We start from the raw sequence: 20,921 nt of genomic DNA, 5'->3' as shown, positions 1-20,921 counted from the left end.
AGATCCGTTGGTAACGAGAACTCCATATTTCATCCTTAAAACAGCGTCCGTCATCAGCGACGTTTAAATATTTGTGCAGCAAGTCGTGGAATTTTGTAGACCCGACAGGCTTGAAGGCCCCTGTTTGCGGGCCGTGATTTTATCGTTGATGCAAATCACGTCCCCCCTCCCCATAGGGTGTACCATCAAGCTCTGTCAATCAGATATCAGTTAGCCATGTCCACGCTGAGCGAAGAGAGCCGCCAGATCGTAGCTTCTCTGGCGCACCGTGTTGGTCCCAACGCTGACACCGCAAGGATTGCCCAGGCGATCGTTGTCACCTTGCAGGATATGAACGCAGCCCTGACGCCGATCATCGGCCAGCAAGGGGTTGTCGCGCTATACCGTCGCAGCCTCCATCTGTGCGCTTCCACTCATCCGCGTCTGGCCGACACCTTTGGCAGTGTCCAGGCCGCGCTGGATCTGATTGCCCTCAAATCCGTACTCGTCGAGCAAAACGAAGTCGATGCGCTGTTTTTCGGTGAAGTGTTGCTGACTACGTTTTACGAGTTGCTGACCACGCTGATCGGGCCCTCGCTCACCGCACGTTTGCTTCGTAGCTGGTGGGAACCTTCTTTGAGCGACACCCCTTCGCAGGAAACTTTGCCATGAGCACCAAAGTGACTATCAACCGTCTGGCCACCGGCGTGCCAGGCCTGGACGAGGTGCTGGGCGGAGGTTTGCCGGAATTTTCGTTCAACCTGATCGCCGGTCCTCCTGGCTGCGGCAAAACCACGCTGGCGCATCAGATGATGTTTGCCCTGGCAACACCTGAACGCCCGGCGTTGTTCTTTACCGTACTCGGCGAACCGCCGCTGAAGATGCTGCGTTATCAACAGCAATTCGACTTTTTCGACAGCGAAGCGATCAATCAGTCGATCCGCTATGTAAACCTGGCCGACGACACCCTCGCCGGTGATCTGGACGAAGTGTTGCGGCGCATCGTCAGCGAGGTGGAGGCTCACTCGCCGTCGCTGGTGTTTGTCGACTCGTTCCGCTCTGTGGTCCTGGCCAGCCAGACCCAGGACAACCCCAACAACAACCTGCCGCAGTTCGTTCAGCAGCTCGGCATGTTGATGACCACCTGGCAGGCGACGACCTTCCTCATCGGCGAATACTTCACCGAAACCGACACCAACCCGATCTTCACCGTCGCCGATGGCCTGATCTGGCTGCGCCAGAGCGTTCAACGCAACTCGATGGTGCGCAAGATGGAAATCATGAAGATGCGCGGCCAGCCGACATTGCCGGGGCTGCACACCTTCCGCATTGCCACGTCGGGGATCAAGGTCTTCGCGCCTGCCCCACTCACTCCGGTTGAAACACCGCTGGAATTCCCGATCAAACGCCTGAAAATGGGCGTGCCGCAGCTCGACGAGATGCTCGGCGGCGGCTTACCCCGGGGTTATTCGTTGCTGGTGGCCGGGCCATCGGGTTCGGGCAAAAGCATTCTGGCGGCGACCTTCCTTGCCGAAGGCGCGCGCAATGGCGAAACCGGCGTGATCGCCGTGTTCGAACAACGGCCAAACCATTCGCAAAACGCTACGTTGGCCAGTTTGATCCAGAAGGGTCAGGTCGGCCTGGTGGATAGCCGTGCGCCGGATCTTTCCATCGATGAAATCGTCCAGTTGCTGCTCAGTGAGATCCATCGACTGAATGCCACCCGGGTGGTCATCGATTCGTTGTCGGGCTTCGAGCTGGCACTGGCGCCGACCTTCCGCGACGACTTCCGCGAATCGCTGTCGCGCATGGTCACCGCGCTGACCAGCGCCGGGGTCAGCGTCCTGATGACCTCGGAGCTGGAAGACCGCTACACCGACCTGCGCTTCAGCCCCTACGGCACAGCGTTCCTGACCGACGCCATCATCGTGCAACGCTACATTGAAGTAGAGAGTCGTCTGTTGCGCATCATGGCGGTGGTCAAGGTGCGCGCCAGCGCTCACTCCGATGAGCTGCGCCTGTACCACATTGACGATAACGGCCTGCAGATCGGCGAGATGCTGCCGGACCAGGAAGGGCTACTCGGCGGCCGGCCGACCCGGCAGCGCAGCAAAGACAAGGTGTAAGCCAGGATCATGACAGAGGCCAATGGCGCGAACGCACAAGCGATGGCTACGGCTGCTCGCGAGTTGTTCCTGCTCGGCCAGAAAACCGTCGAAGCCCGTGCGGTGCTGGCGGCGCTGCAGAAGGAACTGAGCGACACCAACAACCGTTTGGTGGACGCCCAGCAAATCGAACAACTGGTCGAAGCCAATCAGCAATTGGTGCTGGCGATTCTGCTGGCGCAAACGGACGCGGAAAAACCCCAGCGTTCGAAAGAAGAGCAACGGCTGTTCCTTGAGATGCGCGAGGCCAACGCCCAATTGGTGATCGCCGCCCTCAGCGCGCAAAACCTGCAAGCCTCGGCAGAACATACGCTGGCGCAGCAACGCAACATCCTTACCCTGGTCGCCCATGAACTGCGCAACCCGCTGACGCCCATCAGCATGATCGCCGGCCGCCTGGTGCGGGTGCCCGCCGAAGAGCTGCCGCGCATGCAGGCCCTGATCGAAAGCCAGGTGGCGCACATGTCGCGGCTGGTGGACGACTTGCTCGACGTGTCCCGCGCCAGCACCGGCAAGTTGCGCCTCGATTGCGAGATCGTCGACATGGTGCAGATCATCCAGAGCGCCATCGACGTGTGCAGGCCGGTGATGAACACCCGACACCTGCACTTCAACGCTGAACTGCCCGCTCGTGCGCTGTCGGTGGACGGCGATCCGGTGCGCCTCACGCAGATCCTCGGCAACTTGCTGGGCAACGCGGCCAAATACACACCGGCCGGGGGTAATGTCACGCTGTCGGTCACGACTACGGACGATGTGCTGGAGATGCGCATTTGCGATGACGGCATCGGCATTTCCGCCCAGGCCCTGCCGTTTATCTTCGAGCCGTTTGTGCAGGACGTGCATGCCATCGGCTTCAACGGCGCGGGCCTGGGCATCGGCCTGACCGTGGTGCGTGAATTGGTCGAAGCCCATGGCGGCACCGTCGTCGGCATCAGCGATGGCGATGGCCGGGGCAGCACTTTTATCGTGACATTGCCGCTGGTGGTTTGAGTTTTTCCGCCGGCCACGCAATGCTTGCGCATCGACCGCGTAACCCGGAGCGCCCATGCCGCTGCTGACCCTGCCCTGTAAACGCCTGACGCTGGCCGTCCTCGCCCCTGAAGAGGCGGCGCTGGAAAGCGATTTCTACCGGAGCAACCAGCGGCATCTGGCCCGCTGGTCACCGATTCGCCCCGCCGATTACCACAGCCCCGAACGCATTCGCCCGCGCCTCGAAATACAAGCCAGCGCTTTGATCGCCGGTTTGGCAGTGCACTTCGCGCTGCTGGATCCGGACAGCGGCCAGATGATCGGCGCGTGTAACTTCAGTGGCATCACGCGCGGCGCGTTCCAGGCTTGCTACCTCGGTTACCACATCGATGAAGTTCATCAAGGCCAGGGCTTGATGCAGGAAGCTCTGGAAACAGCCATCGGTTACATGTTCGATGAACAAAAACTGCACCGGATCATGGCCAACTACATACCCGGCAACGAACGCAGTGCGCGGCTGCTGGAACGCCTGGGATTTGAACGTGAGGGCTACGCCAAGGCTTACCTGAGCATCGCCGGACGCTGGCAGGATCATGTGCTGACAGCGTTGATCAATGATCGCTTCGAAACCCCGGAACAGCGCTGGTCCAGACCGCTCAAGTAATACTTCGCAGCCGTTCACAATTTGTTAAGTATTCACCCCGTATGCTCGGGCTTCCCGTTCCTTTGTTCGGTAGCCAGAAGCCTATGTCCCGTGCCGCCCCTTCACTGTTTCTGCTAGCCGCGCTGCTGTTTTTCTTCGCCCTGGGCAATCATCAACTGCAAGGTTCCACCGAAGCCCGGGTCGCCGGGATCGCCATGGAAATGCACGTCGATAATGACTGGGTGACACCACGCCTGTTTGGCGAACCGTTCCTGGAGAAACCGCCCCTGAGCCTGTGGCTCGACGCCGGAGCGATCCGCGCGTTTGGCGGCACGCCGTGGGCCGTGCGACTGGCGTCGGCGTTTGCCGGGTTGTTCAGCGTGATGGTGTTGTACGGCATGCTGCGACGGTTTGGCCGCCCCAGGGCCGTGGCCTGGACCGCGGGGTTTATGCTGGCGACCATGGCCAGTTATTGGAGCAACACCCGTGGCGTCGGCGAGGACGGCTTGCTGACCCTTGGCGTGACCATGGCGTTGCTGGCGTTCTTCCAGGGGCTGCGGCAATCGACCGCCGGCACCTCGCTGCTGTTTGTCACCGGGATTACGATCGCCACCCTGAGCAAAGGCGTGCTGGGTCTGGCGATGCCGGGGGTGGTGATCTTCGCGTTCCTGCTGGCCGAGAGCCTGATGGATAAACGCCTGAAGGTCGGCGACTGGCTGCGTCCGGGCCTGTTGACGCTGGTGGGTTTGATCCCGCTGCTGATCTGGCTCGTCGTGCTGTATCAGCGTGGCGGTGCCCATGCTGTCACCGAAGTGCTGCTGACCAACAGCGTCGGGCGCTTCAGCGGTTCCTTCGTCGAGGCCGGGCATTACGAGCCGTTCTATTACTACCTGATCAAACTTCCCCAAGCCTTTCTGCCCTGGAACATTCTGGTGTACCTGGGGCTGTGGCACTTTCGTAAAAGCCTGATGGCCAATCGGTATTTGCTGTTTTTCACGGTGTGGATACTGGCGCAGTTCCTGATGCTGACCCTGGCGTCGAGCAAGCGCACGGTATACCTGATGTCCCTGGCGCCGGCTGCCGCGGTGATCGCGGCTGAATATGCGCGGGTGCTGTATGAAAAGTTGAAAGCTCACGAAGGCGCTTCGAGCCTGATCGGCCGCATCGCACGGCACAGCAATGCTCTGATCGGCGGGTTGTTGGTCGTGGTGCTGGGTTGCTACCTGATCAGTGCGCAATGGTTGCTGCCTCATGCGGATCGCAAGTTGTCGTTCGTGCCTCTGGTCGAGCAGATTCAAGCGCTGCAAGCCAATGGGCAAAACGTCGCGTTGTTCCAGGCCGATGAGCGGGTCGGTGGTGCCAGCGTGTTTTATACCCAGCGGGTGCTCAAGGGATTGGACACCGAGGCGCAGTTGCATGCGTTTCTGACGGCTTCACCGACTAACGTGGCGGTCATGGCAGGCGAGAGTGAACCGGTGGCGCCGTTGAAGGTGCTGAAGATCATGATGGTCGGGCGGCAGCCGTACTACTTCGTTGGGGAGTGAGTGTTTTCAGATGGACCGCGTTATCGTTCTTCGCGGGCAAGCCTCGCTCCTACAGATCCGGTGATCCCCTGTAGGAGCGAGGCTTGCCCGCGAAGGCAATCTCCCAGCCACCGCAAGCCCCAAACCAGACAACAAAAAACCCGCCCCCCTCGATCAGAGGCTGGCGGGTTTTGTCATTCAAACTATTGGTCAGCCAGCAACCTGCGCCTGCGCAACCCGCTCAGCTCGCTCATGCCTCTGCAATACCGGCGCTTCCAACCGCGCCCGCCCATAAAACGCCAGCGCCGTCAGCAAACATGCCAGCCACACAAAGATCCCGGCCCAGAACGTGTGGGACATGTAGTGCCAACCCTGCAGGACCCGCGTGGTGCCATAGATGAAACCGAGCAACAACGATCCCCACATCACGGCTTTAGCAAAGCGCCAACGGTAACGACGCGCCACGAAGTACAACGCCAGCATGGTGAACCCGCCCGACGCATGCCCGCCCGGCCAGCAGCGACCGTCGCCCGCTTCCTTGAATAGCTGGAAGTTGTTGTACCACTCCACATGGGCCAGTTTGCCGCCATACAGGGTGGTTTCGATCGGACAGTACACGCTGGTATGGGCCTTGAGGAAATGGATCACGCCGGTGCAGATGGCAAACGCGAACACCACAAACAGAAAATCCCGACGATGTCCGTGAGCAAATCGCAGCACCGGTGCGACTTTACTACGCTCAAGAAAACCGCCAAGCCGAGGACGCTTTTGCGGGTTGATCAGCGGCCAGACGAACGACAGCATCGCGCCGATCAATGCGATTTCCGCCGTCCAGTTCGGAATGATCCGCGCCCACTTGTGGGTGAGCTTTTCAAAGAAGTGCACCTTGTCCAGCGGGAAGGTCTGGCTGACCGGATCAAACAGCAGATTGCTGAAGGCGATGTCGATGTGGGTCATGTCGAACATCAGGAACACCACCGCCGCGCAGGCCAGTGGAATACCGAAGTTCACCCAGTAAAAGCGGTAAGGGGAAACAGTCTGCATTGTCAGTCCTGAGCCAAAGAAATTATCGGGTCGTCACCGAGCGCCAGTCAGAGGCCTCGATGTAACCGAGAATGGAGGGCGCTTGCGGGGTTTTGGTGGAAACGAACAGCGAGGCGCCATAACCCAGCGTGTCTGTCGAAACGTTCATGCTTTTTTCCAGCTCGGTCATGCACTCGCTGTGGGTCACCAGGATCAGGTTGCGACCCGGCACCTTGTGCGCCAGGGCGTCGCGCAGCATCGTGCCCTTGCAACTGATCAACCAGTCTTCACCGACACCCACCGAGTTGAACATGTAGCCGGCGGTCTGCGCGGTGCGCACCATCGGGCTGTTGTAGATATCGGCCTTGGACAGGCCCAAGCGTTCGAAATGAGAACCGACGGCTACCGCGACGCCACGGGAGCGATCGGTGATGCCGTCGTTGCCGCTCAAACAGGCCGCCGAGGAGTGATCGCATCGCTCGACGTGACGCACCAGTACGATCATGTCGCCCTTGGCCCAACCCGACATCAACGCCTTGGCACCGGCCACATTGCCATGGGCCAAATCCGGGACAGCGGCGGGCGCCAGCAGCCAGAGCGTCAGTGGAATGACCAACAGCGCCGAGGCGATTACCACCCAGGCATTGCGATAGCGGGCAAAAAAGCTCAGATCAATCGAGCGTTTTATCCCGAACAGACTCAGTCTCAATTCCACAAAAAGCCGCCCCGCCGGCATGTCGCACCTGTCATTAGATGCCGCGAGGGTAGAGAGGCGGGCGTCGCCAGCAGGTGAAACCCATGTGAAAAAAAGCTTAAGACCTGCCACAAGTCTTGTTACAGGTTCTGTCCGACAAAAACCTTTCAGCTCTCGGGATTGCTGCCGATACAGGTCTGCAACACACCTTGCTGGCACCTAAAAACAACAATCTTCCAGCCAACTGACGATAAAGAAACACTACGTTCCTGGAGGAATTGTGATGAATAGCTGGTTCGGTAACATCAGTGTGAACATGAAGCTGGGCCTGGGGTTCGGCCTGGTCCTGGCACTGACCTGCATCCTCGCCCTGACCGGCTGGACAAGCCTGGGCGGCTTGATTGACCGCAGCAACTGGATGAGTGATATCACCCAGCTCAACGCCGGCCTGACCAAGCTGCGCGTGGTGCGCCTGCAATACATGCTGACCAACGGCGACGAAACCGCCGCGCAAAACGTCCAGACCACCCTCGACAGTTTCGTGACTCAGCAAACCGCTTTGCTGGGCAGCTTCAAAAACCCTGAAAACGTCAAGATGCTCAAAGAGCAGGCCGCGACCATCGCCGCTTACCAGACGTCCCTGAACAAAATGCGCAGCGCCTACCGCACTGGTAACAGCGCCCGCGACGCCATGGGCGCCAACGCCGAAAACGCCAGCGCGCTGATCAACACCATCAGCACCCGCGTGCAGGACATGCCCCTGAGCGATCAGCGTTTCGAACAGTTCCAGGCCATCACCCAGGCCAAGGAAGCGTTCATGCTGGCGCGTTACGAAGTGCGTGGCTACACCGCCAGCACTAACGCCGAGACCGAGCAAAAAGCCGTCGGCCAACTGGACGCGGCCATCGCCAGCCTGAAGCCGCTGAACGTGCATTTCGCCGACACCCAGCAAGACGCCCTGCGTCAGCTGGACACCGCGCTGACCAACTACCGCAGCGCCCTGATGGCTTACAAAGCCGCCAGCACCGATGCCGTGCAGGCGCGCAAGGAAATGACCGACCAGGGCACCGCGATCGTTGACCTGAGCGACAAGCTGTATCAATTCCAGCTCGACCGTCGTGACGTCGAAAGTGCCCAGGCGCGCACCCTGCAACTGATCAGCACCTTGCTCGCGTTGCTGGTCGGCGTGATCGCTGCCGTGGTCATCACCCGTCAGATCACCGGTCCGTTGCGCGACACCATGACCGTGGTCGATCGCATCGCCAGTGGCGACCTGACCCAAGACGTCAAAGTCACCCGCCGCGACGAACTCGGTGTGTTGCAGCAAGGCATCGGCCGCATGGGCGTGACCCTGCGGGACCTGATCAGCGGCATCCGCGACGGCGTTACCCAGATCGCCAGCGCTGCCGAAGAGTTGTCGGCCGTGACCGAACAGACCAGCGCCGGGGTCAACAGCCAGAAGATCGAAACCGATCAGGTGGCCACCGCGATGCACGAGATGACCGCCACCGTGCAGGAAGTCGCGCGCAACGCCGAAGAAGCCTCCCAGGCTGCCGCCGCCGCTGACGGTGAAGCCCGCGAAGGCGACAAAGTGGTCAACGAAGCCATCGCCCAGATCGAACGCCTGGCCACCGAAGTGGCACGTTCCACCCAAGCCATGAGCGTGCTGCAACAGGAAAGCGACAAGATCGGCAGCGTCATGGACGTGATCAAGGCTGTGGCCGAACAGACCAACCTGCTGGCGCTCAACGCCGCGATCGAAGCGGCCCGTGCCGGTGAAGCCGGTCGTGGTTTTGCCGTAGTGGCCGACGAAGTCCGTGGCCTGGCCCAACGCACGCAGAAATCCACCGAAGAAATCGAAGGCCTGGTGGCCGGTCTGCAGAACGGCACCCAACAAGTGTCGGCGGTGATGAACAACAGCCGCGCCCTGACCGACAGCAGCGTCGCCCTGACCCGCAAGGCTGGCGTCTCCCTGGAAAACATCACCCGCACAGTGTCGAATATCCAGTCGATGAACCAACAGATCGCCGCAGCCGCCGAAGAACAAAGCGCCGTGGCTGAAGAAATCAGCCGCAGCATCATCAACGTGCGCGACGTCTCCGAACAGACCGCCGCCGCCAGCGACGAAACCGCAAAATCCAGCGTTGAACTGGCGCGGTTGGGCGGTCAGTTGCAGCAGATGGTCAGCCACTTCCGGGTCTGACACCTCAGACCTGATCGTTCCCACGCTCTGCGTGGGAATGCCTCAATGGACGCTCTGCGTCCGCTTCGGCAGGTGACGCGGAGCGTCACGGGCTGCATTCCCACGCAGAGCGTGGGAACGATCAAACCGGCACTTGTAGGCATTTTCCGAGCCTGACAGGCTACGCTCGAAGCAAATGCCGAGGCGCAACATGACAAAAAGAATGTCTACCAATAAGCGATTTTTTCTAGGGTTGGCCGTGTTGGTGCTTCTTAACGCGGCGGCGCTGACACCTGTTGTGCTCAATCATTTATCGAGCGCCTATGGCCTGAAAATGATCAAAACCAAAGAACCTCTTCTTCTTGAAGGGCCGAACGGCGATGAACATGACTATGTACTGCCCGTCGGAACAACCCTCTATCACGATAAAAGCTACCCCGAAGGGTTTGATCGGTATCTGGTTTATTTGAATCACAAAGGCGTTATCGCCCACGAAGAAGTGCCGATGAAGCCAGAGTACGGTGGAGCGCTTATTGATCCGCTCTGGCTATCGAATATCGATGCCGAAACGTTGAAGGACCTGTTCAAACGCTTCCCACTGTCCAAGGAAGACGTCGCTGCCGCTATAAAAGCCAATGAAATCACCAAGGACGATTTGGCAGACATCATCCGCTCGATGCCGGAGTAATACAGCCATCGTGAGCAGGCTCGCTCCCACAGTGGAGGGTGGGCGTGCATAAAATCCGTGGTCGACATCGCCTCCCTTGTGGAAGCGAGCCTGCTCGCGAAGGCTATCTAACGAACAACCGAGCGCATCGGTTGTAGTCCACTCTCAAACACTGATCGCATTGGTAAACACCAGGCGATTGCCAAACGGATCGGTCACGGTCATGTCCTGACTTCCCCAGGGCATGGCCTGGATCTGGGGTTTGGCAAACATGTACTCCTTGGCAACCAATTGCTGCTGGAACGCTTCGAGCTCATCGGTCTCGATGCGCAGTGCCGATCCCGGTGTGGCGTCGCCGTGGTGTTCGGACAGGTGCAGCACGCATTCGCCCCGGGAGACTTGCAGGTAGAGCGGGAAGTTGGCTTCGAAGCGGTGCTGCCAGTCGATCTTGAATCCCAGGAAATCGACGTAGAACGCCACTGCCTTGGCTTCATCGAAGATCCGCAGGATCGGAGTGGTTTTGCCGAAGCTCATGGGGGTGCTCCCTGATTGGAATAGCCCAGTGTAGCTGGGCTGGATGTCAGCACTTCGGCTTGGCACAAGGATTCTTTAGTTTCACATTGCCACTATGAGACGTGGATCAAAAGATCGTAGCCTTCGGCAACTCCTACGCGCCTGTGGGCGCCGCCGAAGGCTGCGATCTTTTGATTTTCAAAACCCATCCCGCAAATCCCCATCCCGCGCCAGAAACCGCCCTTCCCTGCGCCCGTTCGCCTGGCCATCCACATAACTCAGCGCACCGTTGACCCACACGCCGTCAATCCCTTCCGCCGCCCGTTGCGGGTCATGGAAATCCGCCACGTCGCGAATGGTCAGCGGATCAAACAACACCAGGTCCGCCCAATAGCCTTCTCGAATTTCACCCCGCTCCTTCAGGCCAAAACGCGCCGCCGACAACCCGGTCATCTTGTGCACGGCGGTGTGCAGCGGAAACAGCCCGACATCACGGCTGAAATGTCCGAGTACTCGAGGGAACGCGCCCCACAAGCGTGGATGCGGAAACGGGTCTTCCGGCAAACCGTCGGAACCGACCATCGACAACGGATGCGCGAGGATCCGCCGCACATCCGCCTCGTCCATGCCGTAATACACCGCGCCCGCCGGTTGCAGGCGTCGCGCGGCATTGAGCAGCGGCATGCCCCATTCGTTGGCGATGTCGATCAGATCGCGGCCACTTATCTCCGGATGCGGCGTCGACCAGGTGATGGTGATGCGATGGGCATCGGTGACTTGCTTGAGGTCCAGGGTCGAGGAACTCGCCGCGTAGGGATAACAATCGCAGCCCACCGGGTGAGTTTTGGCGGCGTGTTCAAGGGAGGCCAGCAACTGTGGACTGCGACCCCAATTGCCGACGCCAGCACACTTGAGGTGGGAAACGATCACCGGGGCTTTCGCGTGACGGCCAATCTGGAACGCTTCGTCCATGGCCTCCAGCACCGGTTCGAACTCACTGCGCAAATGGGTGGTGTAGACCGCGCCGAAAGCCGTCAGCTCTTCGGTCAGTTGCATGACTTCATCGGTCGACGCCGAGAACGCGCTCGCATACGCCAACCCTGTGGATAAACCCAACGCGCCAGCCTCAAGACTTTCACGCAGTTGCTCGCGCATCGCGCTGATTTCATCGGCGCTGGCGGTGCGAAACAGGTCGTCGAGGTGATTGCTGCGCAGCGCGGTGTGACCGACCAGCGCCGCCACGTTAAGCGTGGTGTTCGCTGCTTCGACCGCCGCGCGGTAGTCGCGGAACGTCGGATAAACGAACGCCGCACGCGTGCCGAGCAGGTTCATCGGGTCCGGCGGATCGCTGCGCAAACTGACCGGCGAGGCGCTGATCCCGCAGTTGCCGACGATCACCGTGGTCACGCCCTGGCTGAGCTTGGGCAGCATCTGCGGTTGGCGGATCACCACCGTGTCGTCGTGGGTGTGCACGTCGACAAAACCCGGTGCCAACACCCGACCGGCAGCGTCGATTTCTTGCGTGGCGCGGGCGTCGTGCAAGTCGCCGATTCGCGCAATGCGGCCATCCGATATCGCCAAATCAGCGGGATAGCCGGGGCGGTTGCTGCCGTCAATGATGAGGGCATTGCGGATCAGCGTGTCGTACAACATCTCAGTCTCCTGGGTCAGCTTCTGCCTTTGATCAAATGGTGATCGAAGCCTTGCTCCACCAGATAACGCCAGGCGACCTGAACGTCTTCGGGAATCACCTGCTCGGCCTGAAAGCCCAACGAAGGGTAAACCATGATGCGGTGCACATCACCGACCATTTCGTCGATCAACCCCAGGACGCCGATCAGGTTGCTGACCTCGTCGGGGAAACCGAACGACGGCGCATCCACGCAAGCTTCGAGCCCAGGCCACTGAATGGGCAGGGTCAGGGCCACGCGTCGGATCGAGTTCGGCTTGGTCAGAAATGTCGCGCGGCGCACCTGTGGAAACAGTGCCTTGGCAAACGCGATGTTCTCGGCAAAGTTGGTGGCGCGAGGCTCCAGGGTGAATTGATCCGCCGTCACACCCAGCGCTAGGGCCTGTTGCGCAAAAATGTCAGCCTCGGTTCTTTCCCACAAATGCTTCGTCCAGTTTCCGGTATTGCCGGTAAACAAAAGATGCGGGGCGACGCCGTTTTTCAGCAGCTCGCAGGCGTAATCGCAGACCCGCAGATCGTAAGACCCACAGACCACGATCAGCTCGCAATCATGGTGTTGGCGCCCCGCGCCGAGGAAGTCCCAGAGGACCGTGGCGTGTTGCAACGTGAGCGTCATGAGTGAGCGAACCTGCGGGCAACCGGCCCACTGATAAATAAACCGCCGTCAGCATAGGCGTGTTTTCCCAGTTCGGTCATCGAGACCGGAAGCACTGTGAAATCCGCGTGCAACTGTGTTGCGCCGTGGCAGGGCAACGATTGATCGTCGCCGATGCCGATGCACAGCGCGCCGCTGCTGACAGCCGAGCGTACGCCGCTGACAGAGTCTTCGAACACCAGGCACTCATCGCTCTGGCGCTCCAGTTGCGCCGCCGCCAAGCGGTACGCATCGGGCGCCGGTTTGCCACGGCGCACGTCATCGCGACAGATGATGCTGTCGAAAGCCGAAGTCAGGTCGTGTTGCTGCAAAACGTTGTCGACACGCTCTCGCCAACTGCTGGTGACCAGTGCCATGGGCACCGCGCACGCCTTCAACTGAGCGATAAACGTAGCGACACCCGGCACCAGATCACAGGTCGAGACCTGCTCGATGGCGTCGACTTCCTTTTTGATCATCAGGCGTTTCTGCTCATCAAACTGGCCAAACAGAGCCTGCAAGGTGTGGCCGCCCGGGCGACCGTGAATATGATCGTTGATAAACGCCTGATCGACGGCCACACCGTGGTGCCGCGCGACGGTGGTCCAGGCGAATTCAATGACCTCGCGGGACTGGATAAGTACGCCATCCATATCAAAGCAGACGGCGGTAAACGTTCGTTGTGTCATGAGTTGAACTTCGCATCCTCTGATGAGCAATAAACGCCAGCACTGTGCCGATCAAGGCAAACAGCGCCATCACGTAGTAGGACCACTGCGGCTGTGTTTCATACAAATAGCCGGCAAAAGGCGTGGCCAGGCCCATGGGCAGCGCAACGGCCAGGGAGTAATAGACGCCCTGGGTAAAGACCTGGATGTCTTGCGGTGCATGGTCGCGAATAAACCGCATGATCGCCGAGTGATAGGCAGCAAAACTCAAGGCATGCAGGCACTGCCCCAACAGGATTACCGACATCGCATCACTGTTGGAAAACAACGCCCAGCGCAGCGCCGCACACACGCTGGAAAAGATCACGATGGACAGCGGCGAGCAATACGACAGGACTTTATTCGAGAGCGCGAAATACGTGATTTCGGCAATCACCGCCACTGACCAGAACGCCCCGATGGACGCTGAAGAGTAGCCCTTCACGCCCCAGCCGATAGACGCGGTGGAAAAATACAGGGTGTGGCTCAGTTGAATAAAACTCGCCGCCGCAATCGCGATCAACAGGCTTTTTTGCGCGAACAGCGCTTTCCAGTCCGGACGTTTAATCGTGCGGCTGAGCGGTTGCAGATGCGCCCTGGAGACTTGGCGCTTCAATCGCAAACAGGCCAGCGCGGTGAACAACATGCTCGCCGCAATCACGATCGGCACCCAGGATTGGCTGTATTGCGCGAACAACAAACCGCCGAGGGTCGAGGTCAGGATAAACGCCGAAGAGCCCACCGCCCGCACCCAGCCATAGTTCTGCAGCGCTTGTTTGTCACGCTTGAGCAGATAGGACTCGGACAACGGCAACACCACCATCCACAGCCCGCCAAACAGAACGCTCAGGCACACAAAGATCCATAAGTGCACCGGCATAAAATAAAACAGCAACGTACAGAACGCCGCCGAGAAGCCGAGAAAAGCCGCGAGACGCAGTTGGTCCACGCGCCAATCGGCCACGTAAGTAATAAACACCCCGGTAAACACCTGGGGCCAATAAGCCGCCGCAATCAGCAGGCCTATCTGGCTGGCGCTGAAACCCAGCGAGTCCAGCCACGTCGGCCAGAACGGATAGATGATCCCTTCTGCCGCAAAGAACCCGAAAAAGATTAAATACATTCGTTAACCATACGCTCGAAGCTCCCTATCAGGGCTCCAAAGGAGCCCTGAAAATATCCATGCATTACTCGAAGCGTTGCTGGGTGAAACTGTTTTTGCCTTTGCGCCAAACGATCAGCGATTCGCTCATCACCACCAGATCGACCATCCCCTCCTTCAACGCATCCAGGGCATCCTGGGAAGAACATACGATCGGTTCTTCATGGCGGTTGAACGAGGTGTTGATCAACGCAGCCTGACCGGTCTTGTCGTACCAGGCATTCAACAAACGGTGCATAAACGCGTCGCCTTGCGGGCGGATAATCTGCGGCCGCGCCGTGCCATCGATGTGCACCACCGCCGGGCTCGCCTCGCGAAACTGCGGATGACAATCGTAGGTCATGGTCATGGTGTCCGCCGCCACTTGATCCTCTTCCCAACCCACGTAACACGCCGGCGCCTGCTCGATGGCCGTGACCGGGCCGAACGGCATGAACTCGGTGCGGTGCATGCGCTTGTTGAGCCAATGGTTCACCTCGGCATCCTGGGCGTGATAGACGATGCTGCGGTTGCACAGCGAGCGCGGGCCGAACTCCATCTTGCCCTTGAACATGCCCAGTACCTGATTCTCTGCCAGTGCGTCGGTCAGGACCTCGATGATGTTCGAGGGCGTGTAGTAGCCGAGTTCAGGGTAGTCGCGAATGATCAGGTTGATGTTCTGCGAAACACTGCGCGACTCCGGCCCGAGGGTCATCGCCGGGTTCTTGAAGCGGGTGCCGTTTTGCAGATAGGCCGCGCCAACCGCAGCGGCCAGCGCCAGGCCGCCATCACCCATGCAGGGCAGCACATAGACGTTTTTCACCCCCGGAATTTCCCGCAGGCGCTGATTGAGTTTCACGTTGCCGAACACGCCACCGGCCAGGCACAGGTTGGTGCTGCCCCGTTGGGCCAGGTGATGGGTGACGGTCGCCACCAGCAGGTCTTCGGTATGGCGCTGTACCGCTGCGGCGATGTTTTCCGGGGTTTCCCGGGCGAACAGGGTTTCCAGCGGTTCGCTGTAGTGGTTGTAGGACGGCAGGAACAGATCACCGCAGCACGCCTTGATGCGTCCGTCCTCAAAACGGATCATCTGCTGCATCACCCCCAGCAGTTTTTGCGGATCGCCAAACGCCGCCAGGCCTGTGACTTTGCCTTCATGCCGGTTGGGTTTGTAACCCAGCAAATGGGTAATCCGGCCGTAGAAATACCCCAGGCTGTCGATGCTGGTTTCACGCTGCAACACAGTGGTTTCGGTCGGGCTGTACCAGGTCACGGTCAGGGACTGGAAATCGCCGCGCCCGTCGCACGTCAGGGTCAACGCCTCGTCAAACGGTGAACAGACATAAGCACCGAGGGCATGGCATTCATGGTGGTCAATGTAATACGCCTTGCCGGTCAAACCATTGGCGGCAATGTACTCGTCAAACTCGGCGCGTTTCTCTTTGTCGTTGCTTACTTCATCGGTTACACGCTGACGAAACTGCGCAAGCCCTTGGGGATTATTTCTGACTTCTTCAACGATGCGATCGAAATACAACTCCAGGTGTTTATCCGCACTGAAACCGGCGTTCCATCCATAGGCCACATAATCTATATCTTCCAGCGATACGCCCGCTTGACTCAATACAAACTCAATCGACTTTGCAGGCCAGATCTTATGATCCTTTTTGCGGGTAAAACGCTCTTCACTGACCGCTGAAAGAATCTGACCATCACGTACCAGGCAGGCACCCGACAAATCATTGTTAGTAATGCCTAAAATGATCATAACTACTCCTTGTTCTTGCCAATTCCAGTGATGACTGTGCCCACGCTCGATGAGCGCGGCGCTCTAGCCTGGGTTTATGGACGGATTAACGGCATCAAGGGCCGAACGTCATAACGATTGAAGAGGCGAAGTCATTTGATTCGCCCGGGATATGCCTTTACGAGAAGACATCAAGAATGTGTAGTGCCATCGCAAAGTCCTTTTGCAAAAAAAGTCCACGGACATTGACCTGTTATCTGGCTGTATGCCTGAGCAACAAGTTGGCTGTGTTTGTCCGGGTGACAGACTAGTAGGAAATTTCCGAACAGCTTCATACAGCTGCCACTAAAAATTAAATATCGCCTTATGTAGAAATTAAATAACTCGTTAACCTCCCCTGTTTACGGGGACTTGAACGACATGAAAAATATCATTTCACCCGGCACAAAAAAGCCCGCCGAGGAACCTATTGCTCATCGGCGGGCTAATTTGTTCTGACACTTGTAAAAGAATCAGCGGGCGCTTACATCACACCATTTCGTGCAAGATCCACTCGGTCACCGAAGTACGCTTCGGCGCCCAACCCAGCAATTCACGTGCATGCTTGCCACGAACTCGGCTGTTAGAGCCCAAGCCATAGTTGGCCATTTCATAACCCCACTCGGCTTCGGCATCTTTCAGCGGCCAGTCTTGCGGCTCGCCGAGGTTCAAGGCTTTCGCCATGGCGGTGGTCATATCGATAAACGACGACTCACCGCTTTCGACGAAGTAGAACGTGCCCGGGATGTTTTTGGTCAGCGCCAGCAAGTACAGGGCGACGACGTCTTCGATGTGCACGTTGGACCAGATGTTCTGGCCGGTGCCGACGTGACGGACCACACCGCTTTTGCGCGCCTGTTTCAGCAGACGCGGCAACTGCACGCTGTCGCGTTTGACGCCGAGGCTGTTGCCGTAGATCAGGGTGTTGCAGATGACGGCCGAATTCACACCGTCCTTCGCTGCCGCGAGGATCAGGTTGTCGATGGCCACACGGGCAGCCTTGTCGACGGTGGGTTCCGGCAGGTTGTCTTCGTAGTAGATAACGTCGCTGGATTTACCGCCCGAGGCATCGCCGACGATGCTCGAACCGCTGGTGTGCAGGAACACTTTGTTGGAGCCGCGAAGCGCATTGAGCAAGGCTTCTACCGCAGCACGATGGTCGCTGCTGGCGGCGTTGATCACCGCATCGGCGGCGCGGGCCTGGTCAGCCAGCAGTGCGCTGTCATCAAGGGTGCCGATCACTGGAGTGATGCCCAGCGCGGTCAGCTCATTGGCTTGTTCGGCGCTGCGCACCAGACCGGTGACGTTATGGCCGGCCTGGACCAGACCCGTGGCGATCGAGCCGCCGATAAAACCGGCTGCGCCGGTAACGAATACGTTCATGGAGAAACTCCCTGCGTTAATAAGTGATGCAACGAGTATCAACGACCGATCCCTGTCGAAAAATCCCCGGTGGCCCAATTCACTCTTGCGCAGGGATCACGAATCAGCCTTTGAAATCCGAGTTCGCGTACACCGCCAATTTGCCCTGGATAAAGTCCAGGAAGCACTGGATGCGCAGGGCCAGCTGCGAGTTGCGGTAGTACACGGCGTTGATCGGTTGGCGATAACCGCTGTTGAAGTCCGCCAGCACAGCCTTGAGGCGCACGGCGCGCAGGTCATCATTGGTCATGAAATCCGACAGGCAAGCGATGCCTTGGCCTGCCAGCGCCAAGTGCCGCACGGTCTCACCGCTGGAGGCGTTGATCGCCGCGTTGATCGGCCAGCGATCGCCGTGCACATGACGCAGCGGCCATTGGTTGAGGCCTTCGTTCTGGGTAAAACCGATCAGCGTGTGATCGTTGAGATCGGCGACGGTGGCGGGTGTGCCGTGTTGCTCCAGATAAGCCGGGCTGGCGACGATGTGCAGCGGACTGCAACCCAGGGAGCGCGCGTGCAAGGTCGAGTCCGCGAGCGTGCCAATGCGGATGGCGATGTCGGTGCTTTGTTCCAACAGGTCAATGATCAGGTCATTGCTGTTGAGTTCGAGCTGGATGTCCGGGTAGAGACCGCGAAACTCATCGATGTACGGCACGATAGCGTGCAGCATGAACGGCGACGCGGCGTTGATCCGCAGGCGTCCGGACGGGGTTTGCTGACGGGAGTTGAGGCGCTCTTCGAGTTCCTCCATCTGATCGAGAATCAGCTTGGCGTGTTCGAAGAAGTACTTGCCCTCTTCGGTCAGGTCCATGCGCCGCGTGGTGCGGTTGATCAGCGTGGTGTCGAGCTTGGCTTCCAGGCGCGACAACGTGCGGCTGACCGCCGACGGCGTCTGCCCGACCTGCTCGGCCGCAGCAGAGATCGACCCGCACTCAATCACGCAGACGAAGATCTGCAATTCATCGGATCTGGCTTTCACGTGGGTCCCTTATCGATTGTCCTGCGCAATTCTACTGTGGCATAGCACGAACCCTTGTGGGAGCGGGCTTGCTCGCGAAGAGGCCATCACATTCAACATCAATGTCGACTGTAAGACCGCATTCGCGAGCAAGCCCGCTCCCACAGGTTCTGCGCCGTTGCAGCTCAGGCTTTCGATAGTAGCTGAGCGTTACGCCTTGAGGCCAAACACCTCAGTCAAATGCTGCTCGTACCGCTTCACATCGCCTTCGATGTCCGGGCGTTTCATCACGTCCACGCACAGGAAGGTCGGCAAACCGGTCATGCCGAGGAAGGTGTTGGCCTTGTGGAACGGGAAGTACACCGCGTCCACGCCTTTGGCTTCGAAGAAGTCGGTCGGGTCGTCGAAGGCTTGCTGCGGGGCGTTCCAGGTCAGGGACAACATGTATTGCTTGCCCTGCAACAAACCACCGCTGCCGTACTTTTGCGACGCATCGGAACGGGTGCGGCCGTCGCTGGCGTAGAGGCTGCCGTGGCCTTCGGTGAAGACTTCGTCGATGTACTTCTTCACGGTCCACGGCGCTCCCATCCACCAGCCCGGCATCTGGTAAATGATCACGTCGGCCCACACGAACTTGGCGACTTCTTCCGCGAGGTCGTAGCCCTCGTCGATGAATGTGGTCTTCACGTCCAGACCGCCGCGATCCAGCACGCTGAGTGCGGTGTCGTGCAGGGTGGTGTTGTAGCGGCCATCGGAGTGGGCGAACTTTTTGCCGCCATTGAGTAAGAGGACTTTTTTCATGAAAGGTCTCGGAAGGTTGGAATTCGATGGCGGCAGAGTAGCGATCCGCCTCGCGCGGAATAAGCGCTGAATTCACAAAATTCATTTGACCAATACGCACGAATCGATAGGCGATTGTTGCCATAGACTTGCGCCGATTCTTACCTTTGACGGAGATTTCGATGAGTGAAGTGCAAGGTTTCATCCTGATGGCCAAGACCCGACCGGAGAAAGCCGAGGCTTTCGAAGCGTTCTTTCGTGCCTACGTCGAGCCAAGCCGCGCCGAGCCCGGTTGCATCGAGTACCACATGCTGCGCGACAAGCAGGACCCGACGCTGTTTATCTTTTACGAGATCTGGGCGTCCCAGGCGGATCTGGACGTGCACTCGAACCTGCCGCACATGAAGCTGTTCCGCGATCAGCGCATGGATTATCTGGAGCGGGATTTCGACATCCGCGCCATCGACATGCTCAGCCCGTCGTCGGCTAGCCGCTGATCAGCAAGTGGCCGCCAAGCACGCCGAGGCCAATAAAGAACACGCGCTTGAACGACACGGCGCTGATCCGCTGACGTAACCATTGCCCGAGCAACATACCGAGCACCGCCGGGATCAGCGCCAGCAGCGAAGCACTCAGTTCGCCACCGCCGAGCGCACCGCGCCAGAACAGGCCGGCGGCGAGCGCCAGGGTCGAGACGGTGAACGAAAGGCCCAGCGCCTGCACCAGTTCATCCTTGTTCAAACCCAGCGCTTGCAGGTACGGCACCGCCGGAATCACGAACACACCGGTGGCCGAGGTGATCACGCCCGTCAGCACGCCGCACACCGGTCCGAGCCAACGCTCAGCGCGACTGCCCACCCGCAAGGTCGGCAGAAACAAACCGCTCAAGGCGTACAGCAACAACGCCGCGCCCAACCCCCGCACCACCCAATGACCACCGGCCATGCCCATCCACAGCGTGCCAGCGCCGGTGCCGATGAAAATCGCCAGCAGCATGGGCCACAGGCGTTTGATCAGCCCTTGCAAGTGGCCACCGAACGCCAGTTGCCAGACGTTGGTCAGGGTTGCCGGGATGATCAACAACGCGGCAGCCTGCGAAGGCGCCATAGCCAGACCGAGCAGACCCATGGCGATGGTTGGCAGGCCGAGGCCGATTACGCCCTTGATCATGCCGGCCAGGAGGAATGTGGCGATGACCAGTATTGATAGGGCCAGACCGAGGTTTTGGTAGAACGCGGCGAGAGTATTCATGGGGCTATCCTGCGCCCGGGCGGTGGGGTTGGAAATCTGCCATATACTGAGGGTGCCTCTTGTTTTGCGATAGGCTTGATGAATTCGTCATGGCCACTGGCGCCTTCGCGAGCAGGCTCGCTCCCACAGGGATCTCTGCCGCCCCGCAAATCCACTGTGGGAGCGAGCCTGCTCGCGAAGAGGCCCGCCCAGAC

20 protein-coding genes are annotated in these 20,921 nt (G+C 59.2%); 8 read left to right on the top strand and 12 right to left on the bottom strand.

What is annotated here, in order from left to right; all coding sequences use genetic code 11:
- Positions 1 to 216 precede the first annotated feature (216 nt).
- The 5 genes from LOY68_RS03740 to LOY68_RS03720 all read left to right on the top strand — a co-directional run bounded on the left by LOY68_RS03740 (position 217) and on the right by LOY68_RS03720 (position 5,303).
- Complete coding sequence (locus tag LOY68_RS03740) at positions 217 to 651, top strand: hypothetical protein (protein WP_256207555.1); 435 nt, start codon at positions 217 to 219, stop codon at positions 649 to 651.
- Complete coding sequence (locus LOY68_RS03735) at positions 648 to 2,105, top strand: ATPase domain-containing protein (protein WP_265042974.1); 1,458 nt, start codon at positions 648 to 650, stop codon at positions 2,103 to 2,105. Before LOY68_RS03740 ends, LOY68_RS03735 begins: the two co-directional genes overlap by 4 nt.
- Before the next feature lie 9 nt (positions 2,106 to 2,114).
- Positions 2,115 to 3,137, top strand: coding sequence for a sensor histidine kinase (locus LOY68_RS03730; RefSeq protein ID WP_265042973.1), 1,023 nt, complete (start codon positions 2,115 to 2,117; stop codon positions 3,135 to 3,137).
- 55 nt (positions 3,138 to 3,192) lie between these two features.
- A complete protein-coding gene (rimJ, locus tag LOY68_RS03725) occupies positions 3,193 to 3,780 on the top strand; it encodes a ribosomal protein S5-alanine N-acetyltransferase (protein ID WP_265042971.1) in 588 nt (195 codons plus the stop codon).
- Between the two features lie 83 nt (positions 3,781 to 3,863).
- On the top strand, positions 3,864 to 5,303 hold the full coding sequence (locus LOY68_RS03720; RefSeq protein ID WP_265042969.1) for an ArnT family glycosyltransferase: 1,440 nt from the start codon (positions 3,864 to 3,866) through the stop codon (positions 5,301 to 5,303).
- Positions 5,304 to 5,492: 189 nt separating this feature from the next.
- Here the strand turns inward: LOY68_RS03720 and LOY68_RS03715 are convergent, their stop codons facing one another.
- Together LOY68_RS03715 and LOY68_RS03710 are read right to left on the bottom strand one after the other, a co-directional pair.
- Positions 5,493 to 6,326: a phosphatase PAP2 family protein gene (locus tag LOY68_RS03715; RefSeq protein WP_265042967.1), complete on the bottom strand. Its 834-nt coding sequence runs from the start codon at positions 6,324 to 6,326 to the stop codon at positions 5,493 to 5,495.
- A 22-nt stretch (positions 6,327 to 6,348) separates the two neighbouring features.
- Positions 6,349 to 7,020 (bottom strand): histidine phosphatase family protein, encoded by a 672-nt coding sequence (locus LOY68_RS03710; RefSeq protein ID WP_413787169.1) that lies wholly within the window; start codon positions 7,018 to 7,020, stop codon positions 6,349 to 6,351.
- A gap of 262 nt (positions 7,021 to 7,282) precedes the next feature.
- Between LOY68_RS03710 and LOY68_RS03705 the strand changes: the two genes are divergently transcribed.
- Positions 7,283 to 9,202: a methyl-accepting chemotaxis protein gene (locus LOY68_RS03705; protein WP_265042964.1), complete on the top strand. Its 1,920-nt coding sequence runs from the start codon at positions 7,283 to 7,285 to the stop codon at positions 9,200 to 9,202.
- 202 nt (positions 9,203 to 9,404) lie between these two features.
- Positions 9,405 to 9,869, top strand: coding sequence for a hypothetical protein (locus LOY68_RS03700; RefSeq protein WP_265042963.1), 465 nt, complete (start codon positions 9,405 to 9,407; stop codon positions 9,867 to 9,869).
- A 144-nt stretch (positions 9,870 to 10,013) separates the two neighbouring features.
- Here the strand turns inward: LOY68_RS03700 and LOY68_RS03695 are convergent, their stop codons facing one another.
- The 9 genes from LOY68_RS03695 to LOY68_RS03655 form a co-directional block, all read right to left on the bottom strand.
- Positions 10,014 to 10,382, bottom strand: a complete 369-nt coding sequence (locus tag LOY68_RS03695; protein ID WP_054616190.1) for a glyoxalase superfamily protein — start codon at positions 10,380 to 10,382, stop codon at positions 10,014 to 10,016.
- Positions 10,383 to 10,559: 177 nt separating this feature from the next.
- Entirely contained in the window at positions 10,560 to 12,014 is a 1,455-nt protein-coding gene (locus LOY68_RS03690; RefSeq protein ID WP_320110089.1) for a D-aminoacylase, read from the bottom strand.
- A gap of 14 nt (positions 12,015 to 12,028) precedes the next feature.
- Positions 12,029 to 12,667 carry a YdcF family protein gene (locus LOY68_RS03685; protein ID WP_265042960.1) on the bottom strand — a complete coding sequence of 213 codons (639 nt, stop codon included), beginning with the start codon at positions 12,665 to 12,667 and terminating at the stop codon, positions 12,029 to 12,031.
- Complete coding sequence (locus LOY68_RS03680; protein WP_265042958.1) at positions 12,664 to 13,374, bottom strand: HAD family hydrolase; 711 nt, start codon at positions 13,372 to 13,374, stop codon at positions 12,664 to 12,666. The genes LOY68_RS03685 and LOY68_RS03680 overlap by 4 nt, the downstream gene beginning before the upstream one ends.
- Positions 13,340 to 14,515, bottom strand: a complete 1,176-nt coding sequence (locus tag LOY68_RS03675; protein WP_265042957.1) for an MFS transporter — start codon at positions 14,513 to 14,515, stop codon at positions 13,340 to 13,342. Before LOY68_RS03675 ends, LOY68_RS03680 begins: the two co-directional genes overlap by 35 nt.
- A gap of 64 nt (positions 14,516 to 14,579) precedes the next feature.
- Positions 14,580 to 16,301, bottom strand: a complete 1,722-nt coding sequence (locus LOY68_RS03670) for a carbamoyltransferase (protein WP_265042955.1) — start codon at positions 16,299 to 16,301, stop codon at positions 14,580 to 14,582.
- A 507-nt stretch (positions 16,302 to 16,808) separates the two neighbouring features.
- Positions 16,809 to 17,702: an NAD-dependent epimerase/dehydratase family protein gene (locus tag LOY68_RS03665; protein ID WP_265042953.1), complete on the bottom strand. Its 894-nt coding sequence runs from the start codon at positions 17,700 to 17,702 to the stop codon at positions 16,809 to 16,811.
- Positions 17,703 to 17,805: 103 nt separating this feature from the next.
- Positions 17,806 to 18,717, bottom strand: a complete 912-nt coding sequence (locus LOY68_RS03660; RefSeq protein WP_265042944.1) for a LysR family transcriptional regulator — start codon at positions 18,715 to 18,717, stop codon at positions 17,806 to 17,808.
- A 189-nt stretch (positions 18,718 to 18,906) separates the two neighbouring features.
- Positions 18,907 to 19,497, bottom strand: a complete 591-nt coding sequence (locus tag LOY68_RS03655) for an NAD(P)H-dependent oxidoreductase (protein WP_149657696.1) — start codon at positions 19,495 to 19,497, stop codon at positions 18,907 to 18,909.
- Between the two features lie 161 nt (positions 19,498 to 19,658).
- Between LOY68_RS03655 and LOY68_RS03650 the strand changes: the two genes are divergently transcribed.
- Positions 19,659 to 19,973, top strand: a complete 315-nt coding sequence (locus LOY68_RS03650) for a putative quinol monooxygenase (RefSeq protein ID WP_054050153.1) — start codon at positions 19,659 to 19,661, stop codon at positions 19,971 to 19,973.
- Here LOY68_RS03650 and LOY68_RS03645 read toward each other — a convergent pair.
- The gene (locus tag LOY68_RS03645; protein ID WP_265042941.1) at positions 19,963 to 20,727 is read right to left on the bottom strand and encodes a sulfite exporter TauE/SafE family protein; all 765 of its coding nucleotides are present in this window, start codon (positions 20,725 to 20,727) and stop codon (positions 19,963 to 19,965) included. The two genes, LOY68_RS03650 and LOY68_RS03645, sit on opposite strands and share 11 nt — an antisense overlap.
- Positions 20,728 to 20,921 lie beyond the last annotated feature (194 nt).

Origin of the sequence: Pseudomonas sp. B21-053 (assembly GCF_026016365.1) — a bacterium.
GTDB classification, from domain to species: Bacteria; Pseudomonadota; Gammaproteobacteria; order Pseudomonadales; family Pseudomonadaceae; genus Aquipseudomonas; species Aquipseudomonas nunensis.
Note: the sequence above shows the minus strand (reverse complement) of the source record. Positions and strands in the feature narration are given on the sequence as shown.

Excerpts from the sequence above, each read along its gene's own strand:
- LOY68_RS03680 (WP_265042958.1), bottom strand. The coding sequence starts at position 13,374 with ATGACACAACGAACGTTTACCGCCGTCTGCTTTGATATGGATGGCGTA.
- LOY68_RS03735 (WP_265042974.1), top strand. The coding sequence starts at position 648 with ATGAGCACCAAAGTGACTATCAACCGTCTGGCCACCGGCGTGCCAGGC.
- LOY68_RS03690 (WP_320110089.1), bottom strand. The coding sequence starts at position 12,014 with ATGTTGTACGACACGCTGATCCGCAATGCCCTCATCATTGACGGCAGC.
- LOY68_RS03645 (WP_265042941.1), bottom strand. The coding sequence starts at position 20,727 with ATGAATACTCTCGCCGCGTTCTACCAAAACCTCGGTCTGGCCCTATCA.
- LOY68_RS03650 (WP_054050153.1), top strand. The coding sequence starts at position 19,659 with ATGAGTGAAGTGCAAGGTTTCATCCTGATGGCCAAGACCCGACCGGAG.
- LOY68_RS03700 (WP_265042963.1), top strand. The coding sequence starts at position 9,405 with ATGTCTACCAATAAGCGATTTTTTCTAGGGTTGGCCGTGTTGGTGCTT.
- LOY68_RS03730 (WP_265042973.1), top strand. The coding sequence starts at position 2,115 with ATGACAGAGGCCAATGGCGCGAACGCACAAGCGATGGCTACGGCTGCT.
- LOY68_RS03740 (WP_256207555.1), top strand. The coding sequence starts at position 217 with ATGTCCACGCTGAGCGAAGAGAGCCGCCAGATCGTAGCTTCTCTGGCG.
- LOY68_RS03675 (WP_265042957.1), bottom strand. The coding sequence starts at position 14,515 with ATGTATTTAATCTTTTTCGGGTTCTTTGCGGCAGAAGGGATCATCTAT.
- LOY68_RS03665 (WP_265042953.1), bottom strand. The coding sequence starts at position 17,702 with ATGAACGTATTCGTTACCGGCGCAGCCGGTTTTATCGGCGGCTCGATC.
- LOY68_RS03715 (WP_265042967.1), bottom strand. The coding sequence starts at position 6,326 with ATGCAGACTGTTTCCCCTTACCGCTTTTACTGGGTGAACTTCGGTATT.
- LOY68_RS03705 (WP_265042964.1), top strand. The coding sequence starts at position 7,283 with ATGAATAGCTGGTTCGGTAACATCAGTGTGAACATGAAGCTGGGCCTG.
- LOY68_RS03695 (WP_054616190.1), bottom strand. The coding sequence starts at position 10,382 with ATGAGCTTCGGCAAAACCACTCCGATCCTGCGGATCTTCGATGAAGCC.
- LOY68_RS03655 (WP_149657696.1), bottom strand. The coding sequence starts at position 19,497 with ATGAAAAAAGTCCTCTTACTCAATGGCGGCAAAAAGTTCGCCCACTCC.
- LOY68_RS03685 (WP_265042960.1), bottom strand. The coding sequence starts at position 12,667 with ATGACGCTCACGTTGCAACACGCCACGGTCCTCTGGGACTTCCTCGGC.
- rimJ (WP_265042971.1), top strand. The coding sequence starts at position 3,193 with ATGCCGCTGCTGACCCTGCCCTGTAAACGCCTGACGCTGGCCGTCCTC.
- LOY68_RS03720 (WP_265042969.1), top strand. The coding sequence starts at position 3,864 with ATGTCCCGTGCCGCCCCTTCACTGTTTCTGCTAGCCGCGCTGCTGTTT.
- LOY68_RS03670 (WP_265042955.1), bottom strand. The coding sequence starts at position 16,301 with ATGATCATTTTAGGCATTACTAACAATGATTTGTCGGGTGCCTGCCTG.